Here is a 20,751-nt window from a genome sequence, read left to right as displayed (position 1 = left end):
TCTTGCTTCCCGACGGTCTCTTTGGCTTGCCGAAAGGAGTGAACGATGACGCTGAGCAGGACAATAGCGGGGTGCGGCAGGATCACCGACCGTGCGGCGACCTCACCCTCGACGGGCTCCTTTCCGGCAGAGTTAGAGGCCGTTCTTTCCTCCACGATGACCGCAGCCGCTCAGCGTGAAATCACGACTTGGCCGGGCTATGAGCCAACACCCTTGCGGTCGCTGAATCACCTGGCGGAAGGGCTGCAGCTGGCCGAGGTGCTCTACAAGGACGAAAGCCCTCGATTTGGGTTGGGGAGCTTCAAGGCCTTGGGTGGGTCCTACGCCGTCGTTTGTCTGATGGCCGACTTGCTGGAAGCGCAAAAGGGTGAACGTCCGCCTTTGGCCGCGTTGCGTAGCGGCGCGCTGGCGCGTGCGGTGGAGAATATTACGGTGGTGACGGCCACGGACGGCAACCACGGGCGCTCGGTGGCCTGGGGTGCGCAGATGGTTGGCTGCGCTTGCCGAATTTATATTCATGCCGAAGTTAGCAAAGGGCGGCAGGAAGCCATGGAGGCGCTGGGCGCTGAAGTTGTCCGCATCGATGGCGATTACGATGCCTCTTTGCGGCGTTGCGCGGAGGAAGCGGCGGCTAACGGATGGTATGTGGTCTCCGACACCTCATACGAAGGTTATATGGACCTGCCCCGCAATGTCATGGCTGGGTACAGCGTCATGGCGGCCGAGGTGCTGGACCAAATCGAGGGTCCACCACCCAGCCATGTTTTCATACAGGCCGGTGTTGGCGGCGTGGCGGCTGCGGTCTGCGCGACCTTCTGGCAGCGCTTGGGGGCCGCCCGCCCGCGGTTTGTGATCGTTGAGCCCGCAACGGCGGCATGCATCCTGGCAAGCGCGCGCGCCGGTCGCCCCGCGACGGTGCCGATCGAAGCGGAGACCATCATGGCCGGGCTTTCTTGCGGCGAAGCTTCGCTGCTGGCCTGGGATATTCTATCCCGCGGCGCTCAGGACTTCCTGGCCATCGAAGAGCAGGGTGTCGAATCGATGATGCGGCTGCTGGCATCGGGTGAAGCCGGAGGCGGTACAATCGAAGCGGGCGAGTCGGCCGTACCAGGATTGGTGGCTCTTGTCGCTGCGTGCCGCGACCAGGATCTCCGCCGTTCTCTCGGACTGGACGACACATCTCGTGTCTTGGTTTTTGGCTGCGAAGGCGCAACCGATCCGGCCATCTATCAGCAAATTCTGGCAGGCAACGATGCCTGACGCCGGGAACGACAAGCAATCGAGCGCACCGCGACGTGGATTTCCGGACCAGGAGTTCGTGAATCGGACCACGCGGGCCCAGGCGCTGATGGAAGCCCAGGGTCTGGATGCCTTGTTGCTGACGACCGAGCCGGAAGTCCGTTACTTTTCCGGCTTCCTGACACAGTTCTGGCAAAGCCCGACGCGACCTTGGTTCCTGATCCTCCCCAAGCAAGGAAAGCCGGTCGCCGTCATTCCCGCCATCGGTAAGGAATGCATGGCGCGCACCTGGGTCGAGGATATCCGCACCTGGTCTTCGCCTGCCCCCGACGACGAAGGCGTGTCATTGCTTGCCGCGACCTTGTTGGAGCTTGTTGGACCAAACGGCGCGGTGGGTTTGCCCGAAGGGCCAGAGACGCACCTGCGGATGCCGCTTGGCGATTACCGGATTTTGCTGGAGTGGCTGCCGGGGATCGCCATCCAGGATGCCTCAGCCATTTTGCGAAGCCTTCGCCAGGTTAAATCAGAAGCCGAAATCGAGAAAATCGCCTACATCTGTGACTTGGTTTCAGGAGTCTTCGAAGACCTGCCCGGCTTGCTGCACCAGGGTATGAGCGAAATCGAGATATTTCGCCGCTTCAAGATCGAATGTCTGAAGCGCGGCGCCGATGACGTTGCCTACCTGGTGGGAGGTGCCGGTCCGGGCGGATATGGCGATATTATATCCCCACCATCGAACCGGCCCGTCGCCGCCGGCGACATTTTGATCTTGGATACAGGCTCGATTTTCGACGGTTATTTCTGCGACTTCGATCGCAACTATGCGTTTGGTCACGCGTCCGATGCCGTGAAGCGAGCCTACGCCGCGGTTTACGAGGCAACGGAAGCGGGGCTGGCAGCAGCGAAGCCGGGCGCAAGTTGCTCTGAAGTTTTTGCCGCTATGCAGGACGTGATGGACAGGGCGGGGGCAATGGGTAATGACGTGGGGCGCCTTGGGCATGGCCTGGGAATGCAGTTGACCGAATGGCCATCGAACCGACCAGGTGACGAAACACGATTGGAACCCGGCATGATATTGACTCTGGAACCAGGTATGACCTTCGAGCCGGGTCATGTGATGGTACATGAGGAAAACATTGTGATTCGCCCGGACGGCGCGCATCTCCTGACGCGGCGCGCCGCGGCCGAGATTCCGATTATTCGATAGTTCCAGCATGAGGCGGGCCGGTCAGAGAGGGGATCGATAATGCAGTTACCCTACCGACTGAATGAAGGCAGCGATGCGCGCCGGAAACTCGGGCTGATCGTGCTGAAGACCGATGAAACCATCGAGCGGGATTTCCGTGCGCTTAGGTTGCCCGACGATCTTTGGCTTTATCACAGCCGGATTCCCAGCTCTCTGGAAGTCACGGTAGAGACATTGAGTGAAATGGAGCAGGCGCTGCCGACGGCTGCGGGGCTTTTTCCAACTGCCTCAACGTTCGATGTCATTGGCTATGCCTGCACCTCTGGCGCTACGGTCTTGGGCGAGTCACGGGTAGAGGCCATGGTGCAACAGGCACATCCGGAGGCCCGGGTTACCAATCCCATGACCGCCCTCAAGGCGGCATGCCGGGCCTTGGGGATCACGCGCTTGGGAATGGTCAGCCCTTATGTGGAGAAGGTTTCCGATGCCTTACGGCAGCGGTTGGAACAAGCCAAGGTCCAAGTTACTTCGTTTGGCGAGTTCGGTGAAAAGGAAGAGTGGAAGGTCGCCCGCATCGACCGCCATTCGATCATTCGGGCGATGGTAGAGGTCGGAAGCAGTGACACATGTGATGCGGTTTTTGCTTCCTGCACCAATCTACGCGCCTTCGAAGCCATCGAGGAGGTCGAGTCGCTGATCGACAAACCCGCGCTTTGCAGCAATCAGGTGCTGGCTTGGCACATGCTGCGCGTGACCGGCGTCGCTGATCCCATCGCGGGGGCGGGTCGTCTTTTTAGTTTGGCTTAGCGGTGCCAGGGGACCGTCAGAGGGCAAAACGGATTGCTGCGCTGATGCCCCAAAGGATCATCCCGATGATGCCGGCTCGCAGGGCGTATTTGTAGTAAACGCGCTGCAGTATCAAGCCCAGAACCGCCTGTACGCGCTCTCGCGGTACGCCACCGAAATCTCCACCCAACATGATCCAGGCATGGGTTGATCGACTGTCGCGTCGCGGGGCCGTTAAACCGCGGAGAACCAGGATTGCAGCCAACAAGATGGATAAATTAGCGCCGATCAGAAAGGCCAATGCGGCATCGTAGCTAAGGCCCATCATTAATATGGTAATGCCAAAGCCGATAAATGCCAGGGCTCGCAGCACGGAAAGCTCCGCCGTTCGCTCGATCCGCTCCATAACGCTAGCTCAAAAAGTGGATCTTCACCGTAAAGCATGCCTTAAAAGGCCAACATTTGTGAACCTCCATTCACCCAAATGACTGAAACAGGAAGTTCAAAAAATGATGAGCGCTCACCCAAAAGGCCCCTCACCGGTACGCCCGTCAGATGTGCTTAAAGCTGTATTGTGAAGGAGGTCTGCTATAATATATAATCATATTCGGATAGGCGAAGGAGTTGTCTGATCCGATATGCCCCGGGTAATTGATGCGTTTGCAGCGGTTATCCGGGTTTATCTGCAGGGGGAATAGGTCGGGGAATGACTTGTACTTTTCCCTCTAGTTGCAATGCTCTGAAATAAGAGCGCCCGATTTGGCCGAGGGTTCTCGGTTGGTAGCCGTCTACAAATAAATAATAAAGAGTCGGGTACAGTAAAACGGTGAACTGTTTAGCGGGAGGCACGCGCAACTTAGTTCCGAATCTACCAAAATGTTTGTGTGTTCCTGCTTTGCATTCGACGAAGTCCTAACACCGCGATTTGAACGGGAGGAAACTCGGTGAATACGGATACAACACAACGTCGCGAAGAACACTGGAAGCGAACCAAGGCGCTGATGATCAAGCACTTGGTCGTATGGTTTTTCTTCGCTTATTTGGTGCATTTGTTCGCGTCCAGCCTCAACAGCATTAACTTCTTCGGCTGGCCGCTTGGCTTTTACATGGCTGCCCAGGGTTCCCTGATCGCTTTCGTTGTCCAGCTCTTCTTGTTTGCGAAGCAGCAGGACAGGATTGATCAGGACTGTGGCGTCGCCGAAGAAAGCTGAGGGGGGACACGATCATGTCAAACGTAAACGATCCATTCGGTGGCCTCTTCAGGATGAAGGGGAACTTCATCGACAATCTGCCCAAGATCTACGGATTCTACACGGGTGGTTTTCTACTATTCTTCGCTCTAATGGCGGTTCTTGAAACGATGGGAGTGAGTGCTGACGTCATCGGCATCCTGTTCCTGTCCTTCACGATTTTCATCTACGCCCTCATCGGGTGGCTTTCCCGCACCATGCAGGTCGACGCCTACTATGTTGCCGGGCGGCAAGTGCCTGCGGTGTTCAACGGCATGGCAACAGCGGCAGACTGGATGTCTGGTGCATCGTTCGTGGCGATGGCCGGCGGTATCTACTTCGGCGGTCACGGGTACCTTGCCTTCGTGGTTGGCTGGACCGGCGGTTACGTGCTGGTGTCGGTCTTGATGGCACCCTATCTGCGCAAGTTCGGTTGTTATACGGTGCCGGACTTCATCGGTACGCGCTACGGCGGAAACCTGACACGTTTCCTCGCTGTTCTGGTTTTGGTGATCGCTTCCTTCACCTACGTGACGGCGCAGATCAACGCGACGGGTACCATTGCATCGCGTGCCTTGCAGATCCCGTTTGAAGTCGGTGTCTGGTTTGGACTTATCTCCATTCTGCTGTGCTCCATGCTTGGCGGAATGCGGGCCGTTACCTGGACGCAGGTCGCTCAGTATATCGTGCTGATCATCGCCTACCTGTTGCCGGTGTTCTGGATGTCCAACAAGCAGGGCTTCGGCGTCATTCCTCAGTTCGTCTACGGCGATGCCGTCGCACGAATTCAGGAACTCGAGGGTATGTTGCAGGTCGGTATGGCGCCCGCCGAGGGAGCTGCTTCGACCTTCCCGGGCTTGAAAGCCCTGACAACCCTTCACGCGGACACCGGTGGTGGTCTTGCCGCGTGGAAGTTCGTGACTCTTGCAGCGGCTATGATGCTCGGTACGGCATCGCTGCCGCACATTCTGATGCGCTATTTCACCACGCCGTCCGTCAAGGCGGCGCGTAACTCGGTGACGTGGTCATTGGTTTTCATCTTCCTGCTCTACTTCACGGCCCCTGCGCTTGCGACTTTCACCAAGCTGCAGATCATGGATCCCAATCTCGCGACGAGCATCATCGGTAAAGCCATTGCCGATGTGAACGCCATCGAGTGGATTCAACGGTGGAGCGAGGTCGGTATGCTTGCTGTCGCCGATGGTAACGGCGACGGAATCTTGCAGATCAACGAACTGTTCATCCGCGGCGACATCGTCGTGTTGGCTACACCGGAAATCGCCGGTTTGCCTTATGTGATCTCCGGCCTCGTGGCCGCGGGTGGCATGGCAGCTGCGATGTCCACGGCCGACGGACTGTTGCTCGCCATCGCCAACGCCTTGTCGCATGATCTTTACTACAAGATCATCGATCCCAAGGCTGAGACGAGGAAGCGTCTGGTCGTTGCACGCGTCCTGCTGATCGTCATCGGGGCCGCCGGCGCCGCTGTCGCCAGTCTGAAGCTCACGGGTATTCTCGGGGCGGTGGCCTGGGCCTTCTGCTTTGCCATGTCGGGTCTGTTCTTCCCGCTTGTGCTTGGCGTTTGGTGGAAGCGGGCCAACCGACCAGGTGCGATTGCCGGTATGGCGGTCGGACTGGGTGTTGGTTCTTGGTACCTCTACATGGTGAAGTTCGCCGGTATGACGCCATGGATTGGGCTTGATGATTTGCGCTTCGGCATCGTCGGTGCCGCGGCAAGCCTGATCGCCATGGTGGTGGTCACCTTGATGACCAAGGAACCGGATGCTGAGACTCAAGCAATGGTGGATGAAGTCCGCGTTCCAAGCGGCGATACCATTCTCGGTTCACAGCACTAGTCGCTATGTTGCATTTGAAGCCGGGGCGAGAGTTTCTCGTCCCGGCTTTTTTTCTTCTTTTCTGATCTTTATCACGGCAGCATAGCGCCGGAGGATTTCTATGCTTAGTGCGATTCCCTTATGGGCAATTATAATCGATTACCTTCTCGGCATGATCATGTGGACCTTGATCGGGCGATTTGGGATGGGGCTGTTTCTGCCGGAGAAAAGCCAATTCTTCTTTATGCAGTTTTTCGTGAAGGTTACCGACCCGATCCTTCGCGTTTTCAAGCCAGTGACACCAGGTTTCTTGATTCCACCAATGGTACCGCTGTTTGTGGCTTGGTTCTTTTTTATGACACGATTTTATCTTATGCCGTGGCTGCTCGGATACTCGGTCATGGGAATGCTTTCCTTTCCGCTGGAAAGCGAGATTGGCCAGGGTGTTGCTTATCTGATCGGTAAGATCGTCAATTAACCTGAGGAGAGCTTGGGCATGCCAGGCAAATTGCCACCTGCTGGTCACACGCCGCTGGTGGCTTTGCCTGTTCTGGTGCTGGACCTGGAGACCACCGGACTCAACGTGAAGGAGGACAGGCTCGTTCAGATCGCCGGTATTGCCATGGCAGGCGCCCGCGTGCTCCCGGAACCACAATTGAACCAACTGGTAAATCCCGGGGTGTCCATCCCACCGGCAGCCACGCGCGTTCACGGCATAGATGACCAACAGGTTGCCGATGCGTCCCGGTTTTCCGATCTGTACGGGTCCATCGCCGATCTGATTTCCGATCGGGTCGTGGTCGGCCACCATATCGCTTTTGATTTGGCGATACTCAAGCATGAGGCTGCGCGAATAGGGGTGGCTTGGCGTGATCCGCAGCAATTGGATGTCGGTCAATTGCTGGGCGCCTTACAACCAGCGCTGCCTGATCTTGCCTTGGAAACAGTGGCGGCGTTTCTGGATGTAACGATCACCAGGCGGCACGACGCAATGGGCGATTGCGAGGCGACAGCGCAAGCATGGTCGCGTCTTTTGGACCTGCTTCGGGAGCGTGATATCAGGACGCTTGCGGAGGCGCAGGCCTTTGCGGCCGGGCGCGACGATATCCAGCGCCGGGAGGTACAAGCAGGCTGGCACACGGCACCCGGAAATCACATGGATCCGGGCGAAACGAGCGGTGAGTTCCGGATCGATAGCCATGCCTTCCAGGCACGGTTGGCCGATCATATGCGGCGTCCGCCGATCATGGTTCCCGGTGCTACGACCCTCCGCAAGGCGGTGCAGCGGATGGTCGAGTGCAAGGTGGGGGCTTTGCTGATCGGCGAACCTGCTTCGCCGCCGATTGGAATCTTTACCGAACGTGATCTGCTGCGCCTGTTGGCGGAAGGTACGGTCGATATCGATGATGCGCCGGTATCATCTGTGATGTCTGCACCGGTGGAAACCCTGGGTGCCGAAGATATGCTTTACCGGGCGCTTGGCCGAATGGACCGGTTGGGGATCCGGCACATTTGCGTGGCGGGAAACGACGGTTCGGCGCTCGGCATGATTTCCCAGCGGGACCTGCTGGATCATCGCGCGCGCGGCGCTGTGATGCTTGATGACGCTCTGGTGACGGCGAAAGACCTGCAAGGCTTGGCTGCAGCCTTCGCGCGGGTTCCGGAGGTGGCGGGCGGACTGTTAACGGAAGACCTGGACGGGCTGGAGATCGCGCGCTTCGTGTCGCAGGAATTGCAGTCCTTGACCGCGCGGGCGGCTGAGCTAGCGGCACAGGCAGTGGAAGCGCAGGGATTGGGACCGGCGCCGGCGCCTTGGTGCGTCATTGTGCTGGGGTCGGGAGGTCGCGGAGAGAGCCTTCTGGGCGCCGATCAGGACAATGCCCTGATCCACGAGGGTGGTGAGGCGGACGATCCCTGGTTTGCAGCCCTGGGGGAGCGCATGGCCGATCTTCTGGATGCGGCAGGAGTGCCGCGCTGTAAAGGCGGCATCATGGTCAAGAATGCGCTATGGCGCGGCAATGTCGCCGACTGGCGTGGCCGCGTCGACGGCTGGCTGCGCAAGGCAAGCCCCGAGGATCTATTGAATGTTGATATTTTCTTCGATCTCGCCCCGGTCGTGGGGCCCGCCGAAATTGCGCGCGCAATCAAGAACGACGCTATCCAACAGGCATCGGAGTCCATCGGGTTTTTGACCTATCTGGCAGACTCCGTTTCCGCCGTTGCGCCGCGTTTTAGCCTTTTCAATCGCTTGCCGTTGGAGGAGGGAAGGGTAGACCTGAAACGCGATGGGCTGTTGCCTCTCGTTAGTTTGGCCAGAACGCTGGGACTGAGGGCCGCATCAAAGTCCCGGGCAACGCCTGAACGCCTGCGTGACGCGGTGGTCTTCGGCAATCTTGCCGAAGCGGATGCGGAGATTCTGCTCACCCTGCAAAGCCAACTTATGACAGCAATACTGCGTCAGCAGCTCTCGGACCTCGCAGAAGGGATTCGTCCTTCCAGTCGCGTTGCCCTGAAGGATATGCGTCGATCGGACAAGAAGGACCTTTTGTCTGGTCTGGGGCATCTGAGGGAAATCGTCGATGATCTGCGTAACGCGGTGTCCCGATAGAACGAAGCGTACAGGCTTCAAATTGTAGGCGGCAATCTCTGGACGAGGGATTCGGCATCCAAGAGATCACGATACTCGCGGCGGATCTCCTGCCAACGATAGCGCACGGAATTGCGGACGATGGATGCATCCAATTGCTTTAGCTCATCGATGATAGGGGTCCAGGTAACAAGGGAGTCAGGACTTCGCGAAAAAGCATCTTCACCGTCTTCTATGGTGCTCCAAGTGCAATGCCGAATGCGTGTCAGAACACCTTCGGCGTGTTCCGGGAAGGCCATCCCGGCTTCGTGGGGCCACCCGGCATCGGCAATAATGGATTCAACCAGAGACTCCATGAACAGCGCGAGGCGATCCTCTTCAATGTCGCTGCGCTGAATGACCAATGCCCCGGTGTAGATTGACAGATCGCTCAGACAATCCAGCCAGATCTGCCACTTGGCGATATTGATGGACACAACGAAATTGTCATCGTCGAAGAGGTCAGGATAGCGTGACCCGGCACGGGTCCGCAGATAACCGTACAGTGAGGTTTGCGCGACCAAGCTGGCGCGTGTTTCCAGAAACGTGCGTAAGCTTTCCGGGTCGTTGAGCGGCTCGCGTTTCCTACTGCCCGACAGCCCCACATATTGACGAAGCGTTCCCAGGAACGCTGATATCCGCTGCCCGATACCTTCGGAGTTCGGTTGGCCGCCCATCACGCCGGAGTCTCCCCGTCAGTGCTAAACCCGGTTTTGGCTGACTGCATCGATTGATGGCTCCCAAACGGTGTTTCGGCAGAACGAAATGGCTCGATCAATCACTGTCATACAAACCTATAGTTCCTCGCTTATGTCCGGACCGCAAGTGCGGCGTGGTGCTTGGCGATACCTTCCGGCGGCAAGCGTGAGGGGAGCGCTGCGATCACATTGCACGGCTGCCTGGGATAGGGTAAAACCCGCGCCGACTCCTTCATCACGCGGTGCGATATAAGAAGCGACCCGATAGCAATCGGGCGCGTCCTGCCAAAACCCAAGGGATACCCATGGCTTCCTATCAATACATCTACCACATGGACGGCGTGTCCAAGACTTTCCCTGGCGGTCGTCAGATCCTCAAGGATATCAGGCTGTTTTTCCTACCCGGCGCGAAGATCGGCGTTCTCGGTCTGAACGGCTCGGGTAAGTCGACCCTGATGAAGATCATGGCGGGCCTGGACACCGATATCAGCGGCGAAGCCAAGGCGGCCAACGGTGTGCGCGTCGGTTATCTGGAACAGGAGCCGACGCTGAACCCGGAGAAGGACGTCCAGGGTAACATCCTGGAGGGCGTAAAGGAGATCAAACAGTTGATGGACCGGTTCGAGGAGGTGAGCGCAAAGTTTGCCGAGCCGGACGCCGACTTCGACGCTTTGATTGCCGAGCAGGCCGAACTGCAGGAAAAGATCGACGCCGCAGACGGTTGGGACTTGGACCGTAAGGTCGATATCGCCATGGATGCCTTGCGCTGCCCACCGGGCGATGCAGATGTTGCCAAACTTTCAGGTGGTGAGCGCCGCCGTGTTGCGCTGTGCCGATTGCTGTTGAGCGAGCCGGACATGCTGCTGCTCGACGAACCGACCAACCATCTGGATGCGGAATCCGTGGCTTGGCTGGAGCGCTTCCTGGAGAACTATGCCGGTACCGTCGTGGCCGTCACCCACGATCGCTACTTCCTGGACAATGTTGCCGGCTGGATTCTGGAACTGGACCGGGGCCGCGGCATCCCTTTCGAAGGGAACTATTCCGCGTGGCTGGAGAACAAGCAGAAGCGCTTGGCTCAGGAGGAGAAGGAAGAAAGTTCGCGGCAGACGGCTCTTAAGCATGAACTGGAATGGGTCCGGCAAACGCCGCGTGCTCGCCAAGCCAAATCAAAGGCGCGCTTGCAGGCCTATGAGCAACTGCTCAACCAGCAGCGCGACAAAGCGCCGGACCCTGGCCGCATCGTCATTCCTGTCGGCCCACGTTTGGGTGATTTGGTGATTGCGGCCGAGGGTTTGCGGAAAGGCTTTGGTGATCGCCTGTTGATCGAGGACCTGGATTTCAAAGTGCCGCCGGGTGCAATTGTCGGAATCATCGGCCCTAACGGCGCGGGTAAGACCACATTGTTCCGTATGATTGTCGGTCAGGACAAACCTGATGGCGGCAGTCTGCGTGTCGGCGACACGGTTCAGTTGGGCTATGTCGATCAATCCCGCGATGCCCTTTCGCCTGGCAAGACGGTGTGGGAAGAGATTTCCGGCGGCACCGATGTCATTGAGGTCGGCAAGCACACTGTTCCTTCGCGGGCCTATGTCGGTGCGTTTAATTTCAAGGGGCCTGATCAGCAGAAAAAGGTTGGGGCATTGTCCGGCGGTGAGCGCAATCGTGTCCACCTCGCCAAGATGCTCAAATCGGGCGCCAACGTTCTTATGCTTGACGAGCCCACCAACGATCTTGATGTCGACACTTTGCGTTCATTGGAAGAAGCTGTGTTGGAGTTTGCTGGTTGCGTGCTGGTCACGAGCCACGATCGTTGGTTCCTCGACCGAGTGGCGACTCATATCCTGGCATTTGAAGGCGATAGCCGGGTGGTTTGGTTCGAAGGTAATTATGAAGACTACGAAGCCGACCGTAAGCGCCGACTAGGCGCCGAGGCCGACCAGCCGCACCGCATCAAGTACAAGCCATTGAAACGCTGAACGGGTTTCGGATCGGCAATAGAGGCGGGGAGCCTTTCGGTTTCCCGCCTATCCGCCTAACGACACTTCCCGAGAAAATTACTGAGCGTTGGTGATAGCCGGATCGCCGACGTCACCGGCGGCAACGCGGCGACGCAGTTCCTTCGCCAGCGCGGCCATGTCGCCGTTGTGACGCTGCAAGAGCGAGGTGTACTCAGAGCGAAGCGTGATCGCCATGCTGAGGTTCTCGACCCGAACATCGACGATTTGGTAGACGCTGTCGGTTTCCAGAATGCGCCAAGCGATGCTGACCGGTTCACCAACCGGGCGCACCAGCGTTGAGAAGACATCGATCACCCGAGGGCTGTCCTTGTCGTTCACTACGCGATTGACTTCCAGTTCCGTGCCTTCCTCAAAGTGATCGAAGATGGGCAGGAAACGCAGGGTTATGACATCCTGGAATACATCCAGAAAATCCTGTTGAGCCGCAGCATCTGCGCGCCGCCAATACTTGGCGGTGACAAAGCTGCCAATGGCAGGGATGTCGAAACCTTCGGCCAGTAACTGGCGGAAGCGCTGTTTACGCTGTTCGTGCGGAACGGATTTGTCGGTCAGTTCCTTAACCGCGGAATCACGCAGTTGCCCGATAAAGGCTTCCGGCGTTCCAGATGCTCGCAATTCGACAGGTACCAAAAGCATGAATGCAGCTAGCGCGAATCCAGCCAAGACGGAAACGACAGTCCGGCGCCCGGTCATGATATCGTTCAGTTTATCCATGGCAGCAAAACCCGTTCGCGAAATCGGCTTCAGATTTGTGATGTAGTAACAAGTCACTGGGAATCTAGGCCTGGTGTTGGGAACGAGCCCTGGTCGGCTTCGCCGTTGACGATCTCACTTCGGCGCTTTTGTGTGTATAGCGAGCGGAGGCGAGCGTAGTAGTCAACCGAGTCTTCCCGCAATTCGTCCAGCGCCTCCACGTTTCGCGCTCGCGCGTCCAGGCCGCCTGAAGCGCCTATATAACCAGCAGTAATACTGGACGTAGCCCAAGTGATCGGGTCAATCAAGATGTCCACGACCATGCCGACGGTATCACGCGTATTGGACGGCCCAATGATCGGCAGGACTAAGTAAGGTCCTTCCACAACACCGCCAACCCCCATCGTCTGGCCGAAATCCTCATTGCGGAACGGATAGCCCTCCAGTGCCGCAACGTCCACAAGACCGCCGGTTGAGGCGGTGTTGATGAAGAAGCGCTGTGTGGTCACCAATGCCTGATCCCAGTCACCCTGCAAGATGTTATTCACGAGCTGTACAGGGGTTGTCAGATTTCGAATGAAATCGCGCACGACATCCCTGGCGCCCGGCGCCAGCACATAGCGGTAGCCGTCTGCAACAGGGCGTATCAGGAAATCGTCAAGGAACAGGTTGATATCAAAGATGACGCGGTTCACATCCTCGAAGGGATCTTCCACGGCACCGGGCTGTTGCGCTTCCTGTTCTTCCGCCGGTGCGCCTGCACAGGCAGACACAAAGAGCATCATGGCAACAGCCATTGCCCGGGTCAGGCCCGTCAGCGTTCGATCAAAGGCTCCGACAGTCATGGCGGCCTTTCCATTCTCAAAATCGGTTCGCACGGAACCCGTGCTTATTTCACCATGCACGTTGTTCTGCGCATCTTCACGTCTTACTCGATCCATACTAGATTGCCCCCCGGCGCGTCGCTAGCCGTCATACCCTAGATTAATACCCCATAGTTCTTTCGAAAAGTATAACCCAGGTTTATCTGCAAGCGTCATCTCTTTGAAAAAAACAGCAAAAAATATCCTGTGTTATTAATGCAACAGTGATTGAAACCTAGCATCACGTTCTGGCAATCCGCTGGTACAGGCGTTTTTGCAGTGCCGGCAGAGTGTACATCGGTATCTGAGCGACGGCAAAAAAGAGTGCGACTCCAGGATCGGCGCCCGCGGGTAGCGCCGCCAGCAGCAAGCCCATGTTGCGATTACCCATCATCAGACCGACGGTCAATCCACGGTTGCGACCCAGGAAACGCGTTCCTGCGTAGCCTAGGACCTGTAACAGAGGATTGGCGGCAAGACCGGCCAGGGTCCAAAGCGCGACACGTTGGGGATCGACCATCGCCGTGTCTGTCACGCCTTCCATGATGGCAACTGCAAATCCGACCATGCACAGGACCACTAGACCGTCCAGCAGTTCATGATTCTGTGCCAGAACAACGCTGCCCACCTTGCGCCGCACCGCAACGGCAAGAAGCAGGGACACACCGACCAGTATTCCAAGGCGCCCCATGAAGGAAAGGAGGCTGATGTCGAGGTCGAGGCCAAGCAGTATGAGTGCGACCGGCGGCACCGTTATCGGCGTCAGCAAGGTGCAGCAAAGACAGACAACCAAGGTCACGGCGCCATCAAGGCGCAACAAGAATGCGATTGCCGTCGCGCCTAGAATCGGCGGTCCGGCAGCCATCAGCACGATGCCCGTACGCAGCCCTTCGGGAATTGGCAGGGGCAATAACAGAACCCAGGTTAAGACGGGGGCTGCAATCATCAAACCCACGACCAAACCACTTATCAGGAATGGCCGCCGCAGCACTTGGCCCAGCGCGCTCCAATCCACACGCAACAAAGAGATGAAGAGCAACAGAAAAACGAAAGCGGGCAGTGTCGGTCTAAGAAAGCTGGCCGCCGATGGCAAAAGCAAACCCAGGAAAATCGAGCCGAACAGCACTGTCGTACCATGCCGTCCCAAGGCCGCCATCCATCTTACTGCCGCCATGTTGGTCGCCTCTTCCTTGCCCGCGGCTCACGCTCGCCCGTTGACCCTTCCAGCCTTTGCTTTATCGTCGTCGAGACATTGGAGCAAGGCGCATTACGGAGGAGAACTGAATGTCGGCAGCAGGACCGTTGAGATTGTACCGTACGACCGTCTCGCCGGATTGGATCGATTACAACGGTCACATGAATGTTGCGTACTATGTCTTAGTTTTCGATCAAGCCACGGATGTATTCCTGGAGAGGATCGGCCTTGGCCCTGAGGAACGCAAGACCTTGCAGGGTTCCATTTTCAGTGTTGAAGGACATATTACCTATCAGCGAGAGGTCAATCTCGGCGATCCGCTGGTCTGTGATGTGCAACTGCTTGGTTTTGATGAGAAGCGTATTCGTTTTATCACGATCATGCGGCATGAGACTGAAGGATTCGTTGCGGCCACCATGGAGTGGGTCCATCTCTACATGGATATGAATCTGCGCAAGGTCGCGCCTATGCCCAAACAAGTATGCGAGGAACTTCAGTCCATCATGAATGACCATGCCCTTCTTGAAATGCCGGCTGAAGCTGGTCGCGCCATTGCCAAGCCACCGCTTCCAGGGACAAGACCCTGATGCGAAATCGGTGGTTGTTGAACCTGTGTTTATCTTTGGGGTTTGCAGCGCTTGCCTTGGGTTTGGACGCGCGGGATGCTTCAGCGGCCTGCACGGACCCGCCACAGCCTTTGGTTAATTGGCAGCGCTGCTCGTTGGATGGTTTGGACCTCAGCGGGCTTGACGTCACCGGCGGTAGAGTACGAGAGGCCTCTTTTGTGCGGGCGAATCTCAGCAACAGTGTCTTTGCCGAGGTGGAGGGGTATCGGGCCAAATTCGTCAACTCGGTGATGATCGGGACGATGCTCGACGGTGCCAAGTTGTCGGATGCTGACCTGACGAAAGCGGATCTGACGGACGCATCGTTGGTTGGGACTGATTTGCGGAATGCAATGTTGTTTCGGGCGAACCTTCGTGGTGCCAACTTGACTGATGCGCGCCTGGAAGGTGCAAACTTGACCTTTGCCGATCTGTCGGGCGCTACCTGGACGGACGGCAAAACGGTTTGTGCGGAAGGCTCCAAAGGTCGCTGTAACTGGCGCTAGGTTCTGTCGGAATCGGCGAGGGTTTTGAGACCGTTCCCTGAAAGGCGATAGGCGCACCACTCGTTCATGTGAGTCATTTCCAATGACTCGTAAAAGGCGCGTGCGGGATTCCAATGCAGCACTGACAGATCCAAGCGGCGGCAGTCACGCTCGATCGCAAGTTTGGCGATACGCGCCAATAACGCTTTACCCGCGCCTAAACCTCGGGCCTCCGGCTTGACGAAAATGTCTTCCAGGTAAATTCCCGGCCGCCCTTCGAACGTCGAGTAATTGTGGAAAAAGAGAGCAAATCCAACAGCTTTTCCCTGCCATTCGGCCAAGAGGCATTCAAAGTACGGATGGCTGGAAAACCCGGTGTCGAGAAAATCCTGCTCGGTGGCCCGCACGTCGTCGAGAAGGTCTTCGAAGGCAGCCAAGTCTCGAACGAGGCCCATAATAACGCCTGTATCGCCGGGCTCCGCTTTGCGGATCGAGAGGGTCATTGGTCACACTCCTCTGCCAGCGTCGCTAACGCCGCGTCCTCGCTTCGCATCACGGATTCACCGGGCGCGAAAAGCCCCAGGCCTTCATAAAAGGCAATAGTCTTTGGGTTGTCCCCGCGCACGTTCAGCTCCAAGCGGATGTAGCCTCGACGCCTGCCTTCGGCGGCGGCGGCGGCGAGCAGTTTTCGCCCTAACCGCTGGCCGCGGAGCGCCTCGCGAACATAAACATTTTCGATCAGGAGAACCGGGCCGCCTTTGAACAGCGAGAAAGCGCGATAAAAGGCCAAGTAGCCGACCACACCGGAGTCTGTTTCCGCTACCAATAACTCGAAAGCAGGCGCGGAACCAAAAGCCCAGCGTTCGATAAATTCAGGTGTGCAGGCACCGACCTTGCCTTCGAAGCGCGCCAGTTCAGTGACCAAATCAGCGATGACCGCTGCATCTTCCCTACGTGCGAATCGGATCTTCGGTGATGAGGTCATGGGCGCTTTGCTTTCAGGCTGGATTCGGAAAACGCAGACGCTAGCATTGCATTGGTTTATCCGACAACGGGTGATGCGCCGCGCGTTCCAGGGGGTTTCATACCATCGCCGGAAAGCGTTTAATCCGATGGACGAACCAGAGGACGCGGGGATGATTTCAATAGCCGACTTTGATCTTGGGCGTCGCCTGCGGCGTCAACGCCGTATACTGGCGCTGCGGTGGTATCGGACCCGCCGTGCCCTGCAGTCGCCGCATCTAAAGCTGTTCTTGTTATCGATCCTAGTCGGACTGGCGGGGGGATTGGCCGGAATCGGCTTTCGTCTTGGAATTGATTTCTTCCAGTGGTTAGCGCTTTCGGTTCGCGGCGAGAACCTCCTGGCCGCTATCGATGCTGTGCCCTGGTGGCGGATACTGCTGTCGCCGATGCTCGGCGGCTTGATCATCGGGCTGTTTGTTTATCATTTCATGCCCGGCCGCCAGCAACCGCAGGCTGTGTCACAGGTCATCGAAGCCAGCGCTTTTCGCGGCGGCCGCATGTCATCGATCGTCGGTTTGAAGGCTGCGGTAGTCAATGCCTTGTCCATTGGGTGCGGAGGCTCTGTGGGTCGTGAAGGCCCGGTTGTGCATCTTGGAGCCAGCATCGGTTCGTTCTTCGCCAACCGCCTCCATCTGGGACGCGCCATGAGCCGGACGTTGCTCGGCTGCGGTGTCGCCGCTGCGGTCGCGGCGTCCTTCAATGCACCTATCGCCGGCGTGTTCTTCGCGCTGGAGGTTGTTGTTGGCCATTATGCGTTGTCGGCTTTCGCGCCGGTCGTCGTTGCCAGCGTCTTGGGTACGATGGTCAGCCGCATGTACTTCGGCGATTTTCCGGCCTTTGTGCTGCCGGCGACGCGGGAGATCACTTCCTTCTTCGAGTTTCCGGCGTTTGCGTTGCTAGGCATCATCAGCGCCATTGCCGCGATCTTATTCATGCGTTCCATCATGGCCGTCGAGGATACTTGGTTGCGGTTCCCAAAAGTGCCGTCGTGGGCGCGTCCGGCGATCGGCGGCCTGGCCGTGGGCTGTATCGCATTGGTCTTTCCCCAAGTCTTGGGGGTCGGATATGGCGCGACCGATGCCGCGCTGTCGGAAACCCTGCCGTTATGGCTGCTCTTTGCGCTTATTCTGATGAAGACCCTGGCCACCGCGCTTTCGTTAGGTTCTGGCTTCGGCGGGGGAATTTTCTCGCCGTCGCTGTTCTTGGGCGCCATGGTGGGAGGTGCGTTCGGTGTGCTGGCGACCAGCGTCTTTCCCGATCTATCGTCCGGTCATGGGGCCTACACGATAGTTGGAATGGGCGCTGTTTCCGGCGCAGTGCTTGGCGCGCCGATCTCGACGGTCTTGATCATTTTTGAGATGACCAACGACTACGCGTTGACCATCGCCGTGATGATTGCCACGGCGATCGCCTCGATCATCACGCAGCAGCTTTTTGGCAAGAGTTTCTTCCAATGGCAGCTGGAGCGGCGCGGCATCAGCCTCGCAGGCGGTCGCGAGGTCGGTTTGCTGCGCGCCCTGGAGGTCTCGGGCTTCACCGACAAAGCGGTCGAGAGCGTGGATCCTAGCACACCCTTAGCCGAGGTGCGGCGCAAGCTGGCGGCGGCCCCCTGGAGTTTGCTGGCCGTTGTCGATGACGATGAACGTCTGGTTGGTCTGATTTCCTTCCCGGATTTGGCGGAGTTAGCCTTCGATTCCTCCAGTGATGAAATCATGGTGGCCCAGGATACAATGCATAAGGCGGGGTACCTCTTGACGGCCCGCGACGATCTGCAAACCGCTGTGCAGGCCTTCGGCGCCAGCGGCGAAGTGCATCTTCCCGTCGTCTTCGATCGCGAGGAACAGCGCTTCCTGGGTTTTGTCCACGAACACGAGGTGATGGTTGCCTACCACCGCACTTTGCAGCAGGCCCGTCGCGAGGAGCGCGGCGAGGTCTGAGAGCTGGTCAGCGATTTTCCAGCAAGACACCGACCCGATCCTCGAGGATTTCCTCGCCAACAATCTTCGCAATCGAAAAGCCCGGAACGACCCACTTGTGCTGGCGTTTGGACAAAAGAACGCCGTTTGTCCCGGCGTGTAGCGGCACCCTCGCTCGTCCCAAGGTATCGGCCGCCGGATCGACGATCTCAGCGATCAGATCGCCAGCTTTGATCTGTTGCCCAAGCGCTGCTTTATAGGACACAACCCCCGCCATTGGCGCGCGCAGAATTTCGGTTGCGCGCAAATCGGTGGCGTCGCAGATGGGCTTGGCGGGCGGTGGCGCTTCACCGTCGATAATTCCGCGGCGCTGTAGCGCCTTGAATATTGCCAAGGCGTCTTTTTCGGCGGTGGCGTCGTCCACATCGGGCCTGCCGCGAAGCTCGACGGTTGCCGATAGCGGTGGCGCCGGAATGTTCGCATCCGGGAAGGCACGCGCCAGTTTGGTCCAAGGAGCAGAGAAACATTCGTCAAACGAACCGCCGCCCGAATCTTCTGCCGTCATGACCGCAGCACAGCCAAGATCCGCCGCAAGGTCGGCGGCATCCGGCCAGGATTGTGGCGCGATAAAGAGGTGCATCAAGGCGTCGTCGTCGCAATGAAGGTCGAGTACGATATCGGCATCATAGGCCAGACCGAGCAGCGTCTTGCGCCAAGTCTCCATCTCGCTATTCGGTTTCCAGTCGTTGAGCCATGTGACCACTGCCGTGCGAAAAACCTTCTGGTTAGTGACGGGGTCCTCACCGATCAAGCCGTCGAGCCGCTTTTCCACAACCGCGAAGAGGTCCGGCCAGTTGCGATTGAAATTGCCCTTGCCGCCTACTTCATAGCGTCCTGACAGTTCGTCATTGACGATCTGTGAAAGGCCGATCGGGTTGGCGAAGGGCACCAAGACGACTTGTCCCAGAATCCGGCCTTTGCCCGCGGCTTGATCGAGAAGCCGGCGCAGGTGATGAGCAACCAGCAGCGCAGGTGTTTCGTCTGCGTGGATGGCAGCCTGAATATAGGCCTTTTTTCGCGCGTTCCTCTTCCCGTAGAAAAGGGCGAATAACTCCCGGCTGCTACCTGGTCCAGCAGGTGCAAGAGTGAATTTTTGGACCTCTGCTGCCATCAAATCTATCCCTTTCGGTCTTGGTCTTCGTCTGGTCGGGCCTTCACCATGAAGGCCGACGGCATTCTTGCGTGCACTTGGTCTCGGAGGTCAAGGGGGTGGGAAGTAAACAAGCGGTGTGTTACTTCGCGACCTGGCGGCTCCGCCGCCGATACGCTCCCGGCGCTATCTTGAAACGCGTTTGAAAAGCGCGCGTGAAGTAGCTTCGGCTTTGATAGCCGACTTTCTGCGCGATCCGGTCAATGGGCAGGCGGCTGCCGCTCAGAAGTTGGGCTGCATGTTTCAGACGCAGCTCAATCAGTAGGTCGATTGCGCCGCGGCCAAAAGCGTCCGAGAAGCGCTGGGCAAAACTGGACCGGCTCATGCCCGCGAGAGCCGCCAAGCTCTCCAGATCATGCGGCGCGGTGGGATCGTTGGTCATCGCCAGGAGCGATCTCGCCAAACGCTCGTCCTCCAGCGCTGCCAGCCAGGGGAGGCGGCAGTCCTCCTCCTTGCAGTGCCCGCGTAGCAGCAGGATCAGACTCTCCTTCAGCAGGACACGGGCACTAGCCAGGCTGCCAGGCCGGGGGGTCGCCAGTTCTTCCAGCAGCCGGTTCAGCGTCCAGCCGAGGGGATCGTTCGGCAGCGCATGTGCGATTATTGGCTCGTCGAGATAATCAAACAGTCCTGTCCCGGCGCAAAAGCTTGCGCGCAGCAGGCTGCAGGCCATGACCGTGCGGGGTTGACCGGTGGCTTCCTGGCCAAGCGGGTCATGCGTTTCGCGAAGCACCAGATGGTGCCGCCAACTTGGGTCGAGGTCACGACAACAGTTGCTGTTTACGCCCGAGGCAATCGGCTCGCCGGTCAACGTTAGCGCTTCGTCGGTCCAGCGCGCGGTCATGTGCTGGTGCCAGTGCGCGGGGATGATAGCGACCGTGCCGGGATGCAGCAGCAAACGACGATCCTGCGTAAAGCTAATCTCGGCCGAACCTTGCAGCAGATAATGGATCGTCGGCACCGCGTGCGCGCCAAGGTCTAGCGCGGCACCCGTCTCGACCTCGCAGATCGCGAAGGGCTCCACGGTTACCTCGGTCGCATCAAGCAGGTTGTTCAGCAGCATCAAAAGGCCTTCAAGGATTCTAAAGCTCCCAAGGATGCATACACCCGCATGGCAGTTGCGCCAACATCAAACTGGACGATA

General features: G+C 58.1%; 20 protein-coding genes. 11 read left to right on the top strand and 9 right to left on the bottom strand.

Translation table 11 applies throughout. The features are described 5' to 3' along the window. Positions 1–45 precede the first annotated feature (45 nt). Genes FHR98_RS05765 through FHR98_RS05755 form a run of 3 tightly spaced genes read left to right on the top strand, consistent with a single transcriptional unit; the run spans position 46 to position 3,232 of the window. Positions 46–1,260 (top strand): diaminopropionate ammonia-lyase, encoded by a 1,215-nt coding sequence (locus FHR98_RS05765; RefSeq protein ID WP_183415673.1) that lies wholly within the window; start codon positions 46–48, stop codon positions 1,258–1,260. Further along, entirely contained in the window at positions 1,253–2,446 is a 1,194-nt protein-coding gene (locus FHR98_RS05760; protein ID WP_183415672.1) for a M24 family metallopeptidase, read from the top strand. The genes FHR98_RS05765 and FHR98_RS05760 overlap by 8 nt, the downstream gene beginning before the upstream one ends. Before the next feature lie 39 nt (positions 2,447–2,485). Then, complete coding sequence (locus tag FHR98_RS05755; RefSeq protein WP_183415671.1) at positions 2,486–3,232, top strand: maleate cis-trans isomerase family protein; 747 nt, start codon at positions 2,486–2,488, stop codon at positions 3,230–3,232. Positions 3,233–3,248: 16 nt separating this feature from the next. Here the strand turns inward: FHR98_RS05755 and FHR98_RS05750 are convergent, their stop codons facing one another. Next, on the bottom strand, positions 3,249–3,617 hold the full coding sequence (locus FHR98_RS05750; RefSeq protein WP_183415670.1) for a hypothetical protein: 369 nt from the start codon (positions 3,615–3,617) through the stop codon (positions 3,249–3,251). A 538-nt stretch (positions 3,618–4,155) separates the two neighbouring features. Between FHR98_RS05750 and FHR98_RS05745 the strand changes: the two genes are divergently transcribed. The 4 genes from FHR98_RS05745 (at position 4,156) to FHR98_RS05730 (ending at position 8,883) form a co-directional block, all read left to right on the top strand. Beyond that, positions 4,156–4,422 carry a DUF4212 domain-containing protein gene (locus FHR98_RS05745; RefSeq protein ID WP_322091216.1) on the top strand — a complete coding sequence of 89 codons (267 nt, stop codon included), beginning with the start codon at positions 4,156–4,158 and terminating at the stop codon, positions 4,420–4,422. Positions 4,423–4,436: 14 nt separating this feature from the next. Beyond that, entirely contained in the window at positions 4,437–6,296 is a 1,860-nt protein-coding gene (locus FHR98_RS05740) for a sodium:solute symporter family protein (RefSeq protein ID WP_183415669.1), read from the top strand. Between the two features lie 100 nt (positions 6,297–6,396). After that, positions 6,397–6,753, top strand: coding sequence for a YggT family protein (locus FHR98_RS05735; RefSeq protein WP_183415668.1), 357 nt, complete (start codon positions 6,397–6,399; stop codon positions 6,751–6,753). Between the two features lie 18 nt (positions 6,754–6,771). Continuing rightward, positions 6,772–8,883, top strand: coding sequence for a DUF294 nucleotidyltransferase-like domain-containing protein (locus tag FHR98_RS05730; protein WP_183415667.1), 2,112 nt, complete (start codon positions 6,772–6,774; stop codon positions 8,881–8,883). A gap of 17 nt (positions 8,884–8,900) precedes the next feature. On the opposite strand, the gene FHR98_RS05725 is transcribed toward FHR98_RS05730, so the two are convergent. Then, positions 8,901–9,578, bottom strand: coding sequence for an esterase (locus tag FHR98_RS05725; RefSeq protein WP_183415666.1), 678 nt, complete (start codon positions 9,576–9,578; stop codon positions 8,901–8,903). Between the two features lie 326 nt (positions 9,579–9,904). Between FHR98_RS05725 and ettA the strand changes: the two genes are divergently transcribed. Next, the gene (ettA, locus tag FHR98_RS05720; RefSeq protein ID WP_183415665.1) at positions 9,905–11,578 is read left to right on the top strand and encodes an energy-dependent translational throttle protein EttA; all 1,674 of its coding nucleotides are present in this window, start codon (positions 9,905–9,907) and stop codon (positions 11,576–11,578) included. Positions 11,579–11,656: 78 nt separating this feature from the next. Here ettA and FHR98_RS05715 read toward each other — a convergent pair whose 3' ends face one another. The 3 genes from FHR98_RS05715 to FHR98_RS05705 form a co-directional block, all read right to left on the bottom strand. Continuing rightward, a complete protein-coding gene (locus FHR98_RS05715) occupies positions 11,657–12,334 on the bottom strand; it encodes an MlaC/ttg2D family ABC transporter substrate-binding protein (RefSeq protein ID WP_183415664.1) in 678 nt (225 codons plus the stop codon). Between the two features lie 53 nt (positions 12,335–12,387). Further along, positions 12,388–13,254, bottom strand: coding sequence for an MlaA family lipoprotein (locus FHR98_RS05710; RefSeq protein WP_183415663.1), 867 nt, complete (start codon positions 13,252–13,254; stop codon positions 12,388–12,390). A gap of 163 nt (positions 13,255–13,417) precedes the next feature. Further along, on the bottom strand, positions 13,418–14,350 hold the full coding sequence (locus FHR98_RS05705) for a hypothetical protein (RefSeq protein WP_183415662.1): 933 nt from the start codon (positions 14,348–14,350) through the stop codon (positions 13,418–13,420). Between the two features lie 110 nt (positions 14,351–14,460). On the opposite strand from FHR98_RS05705, the gene FHR98_RS05700 reads away from it, so the two are divergent. Both FHR98_RS05700 and FHR98_RS05695 read left to right on the top strand, forming a co-directional pair. Continuing rightward, a complete protein-coding gene (locus tag FHR98_RS05700) occupies positions 14,461–14,958 on the top strand; it encodes a thioesterase family protein (RefSeq protein ID WP_183415661.1) in 498 nt (165 codons plus the stop codon). Continuing rightward, the gene (locus tag FHR98_RS05695) at positions 14,958–15,482 is read left to right on the top strand and encodes a pentapeptide repeat-containing protein (protein ID WP_183415660.1); all 525 of its coding nucleotides are present in this window, start codon (positions 14,958–14,960) and stop codon (positions 15,480–15,482) included. The genes FHR98_RS05700 and FHR98_RS05695 overlap by 1 nt, the downstream gene beginning before the upstream one ends. On the opposite strand, the gene FHR98_RS05690 is transcribed toward FHR98_RS05695, so the two are convergent. Both FHR98_RS05690 and FHR98_RS05685 read right to left on the bottom strand, forming a co-directional pair. Further along, positions 15,479–15,964: a GNAT family N-acetyltransferase gene (locus FHR98_RS05690; RefSeq protein ID WP_183415659.1), complete on the bottom strand. Its 486-nt coding sequence runs from the start codon at positions 15,962–15,964 to the stop codon at positions 15,479–15,481. The genes FHR98_RS05695 and FHR98_RS05690 overlap by 4 nt on opposite strands. Further along, a complete protein-coding gene (locus FHR98_RS05685) occupies positions 15,961–16,446 on the bottom strand; it encodes a GNAT family N-acetyltransferase (protein ID WP_183415658.1) in 486 nt (161 codons plus the stop codon). Before FHR98_RS05685 ends, FHR98_RS05690 begins: the two co-directional genes overlap by 4 nt. Before the next feature lie 127 nt (positions 16,447–16,573). Here FHR98_RS05685 and FHR98_RS05680 point away from each other — a divergent pair, with 127 nt between their 5' ends. Beyond that, on the top strand, positions 16,574–18,421 hold the full coding sequence (locus FHR98_RS05680; RefSeq protein WP_221205735.1) for a chloride channel protein: 1,848 nt from the start codon (positions 16,574–16,576) through the stop codon (positions 18,419–18,421). Positions 18,422–18,428: 7 nt separating this feature from the next. Here the strand turns inward: FHR98_RS05680 and FHR98_RS05675 are convergent, their stop codons facing one another. Continuing rightward, entirely contained in the window at positions 18,429–19,571 is a 1,143-nt protein-coding gene (locus tag FHR98_RS05675; protein WP_183415657.1) for a succinylglutamate desuccinylase/aspartoacylase family protein, read from the bottom strand. 121 nt (positions 19,572–19,692) lie between these two features. Continuing rightward, on the bottom strand, positions 19,693–20,670 hold the full coding sequence (locus FHR98_RS05670) for an AraC family transcriptional regulator (RefSeq protein WP_183415656.1): 978 nt from the start codon (positions 20,668–20,670) through the stop codon (positions 19,693–19,695). Positions 20,671–20,751 lie beyond the last annotated feature (81 nt).

It is taken from the genome of Limibacillus halophilus, assembly GCF_014191775.1.
GTDB classification, from domain to species: Bacteria; Pseudomonadota; Alphaproteobacteria; order Kiloniellales; family CECT-8803; genus Limibacillus; species Limibacillus halophilus.
This window is presented reverse-complemented; position numbering and strand designations above follow the sequence as displayed.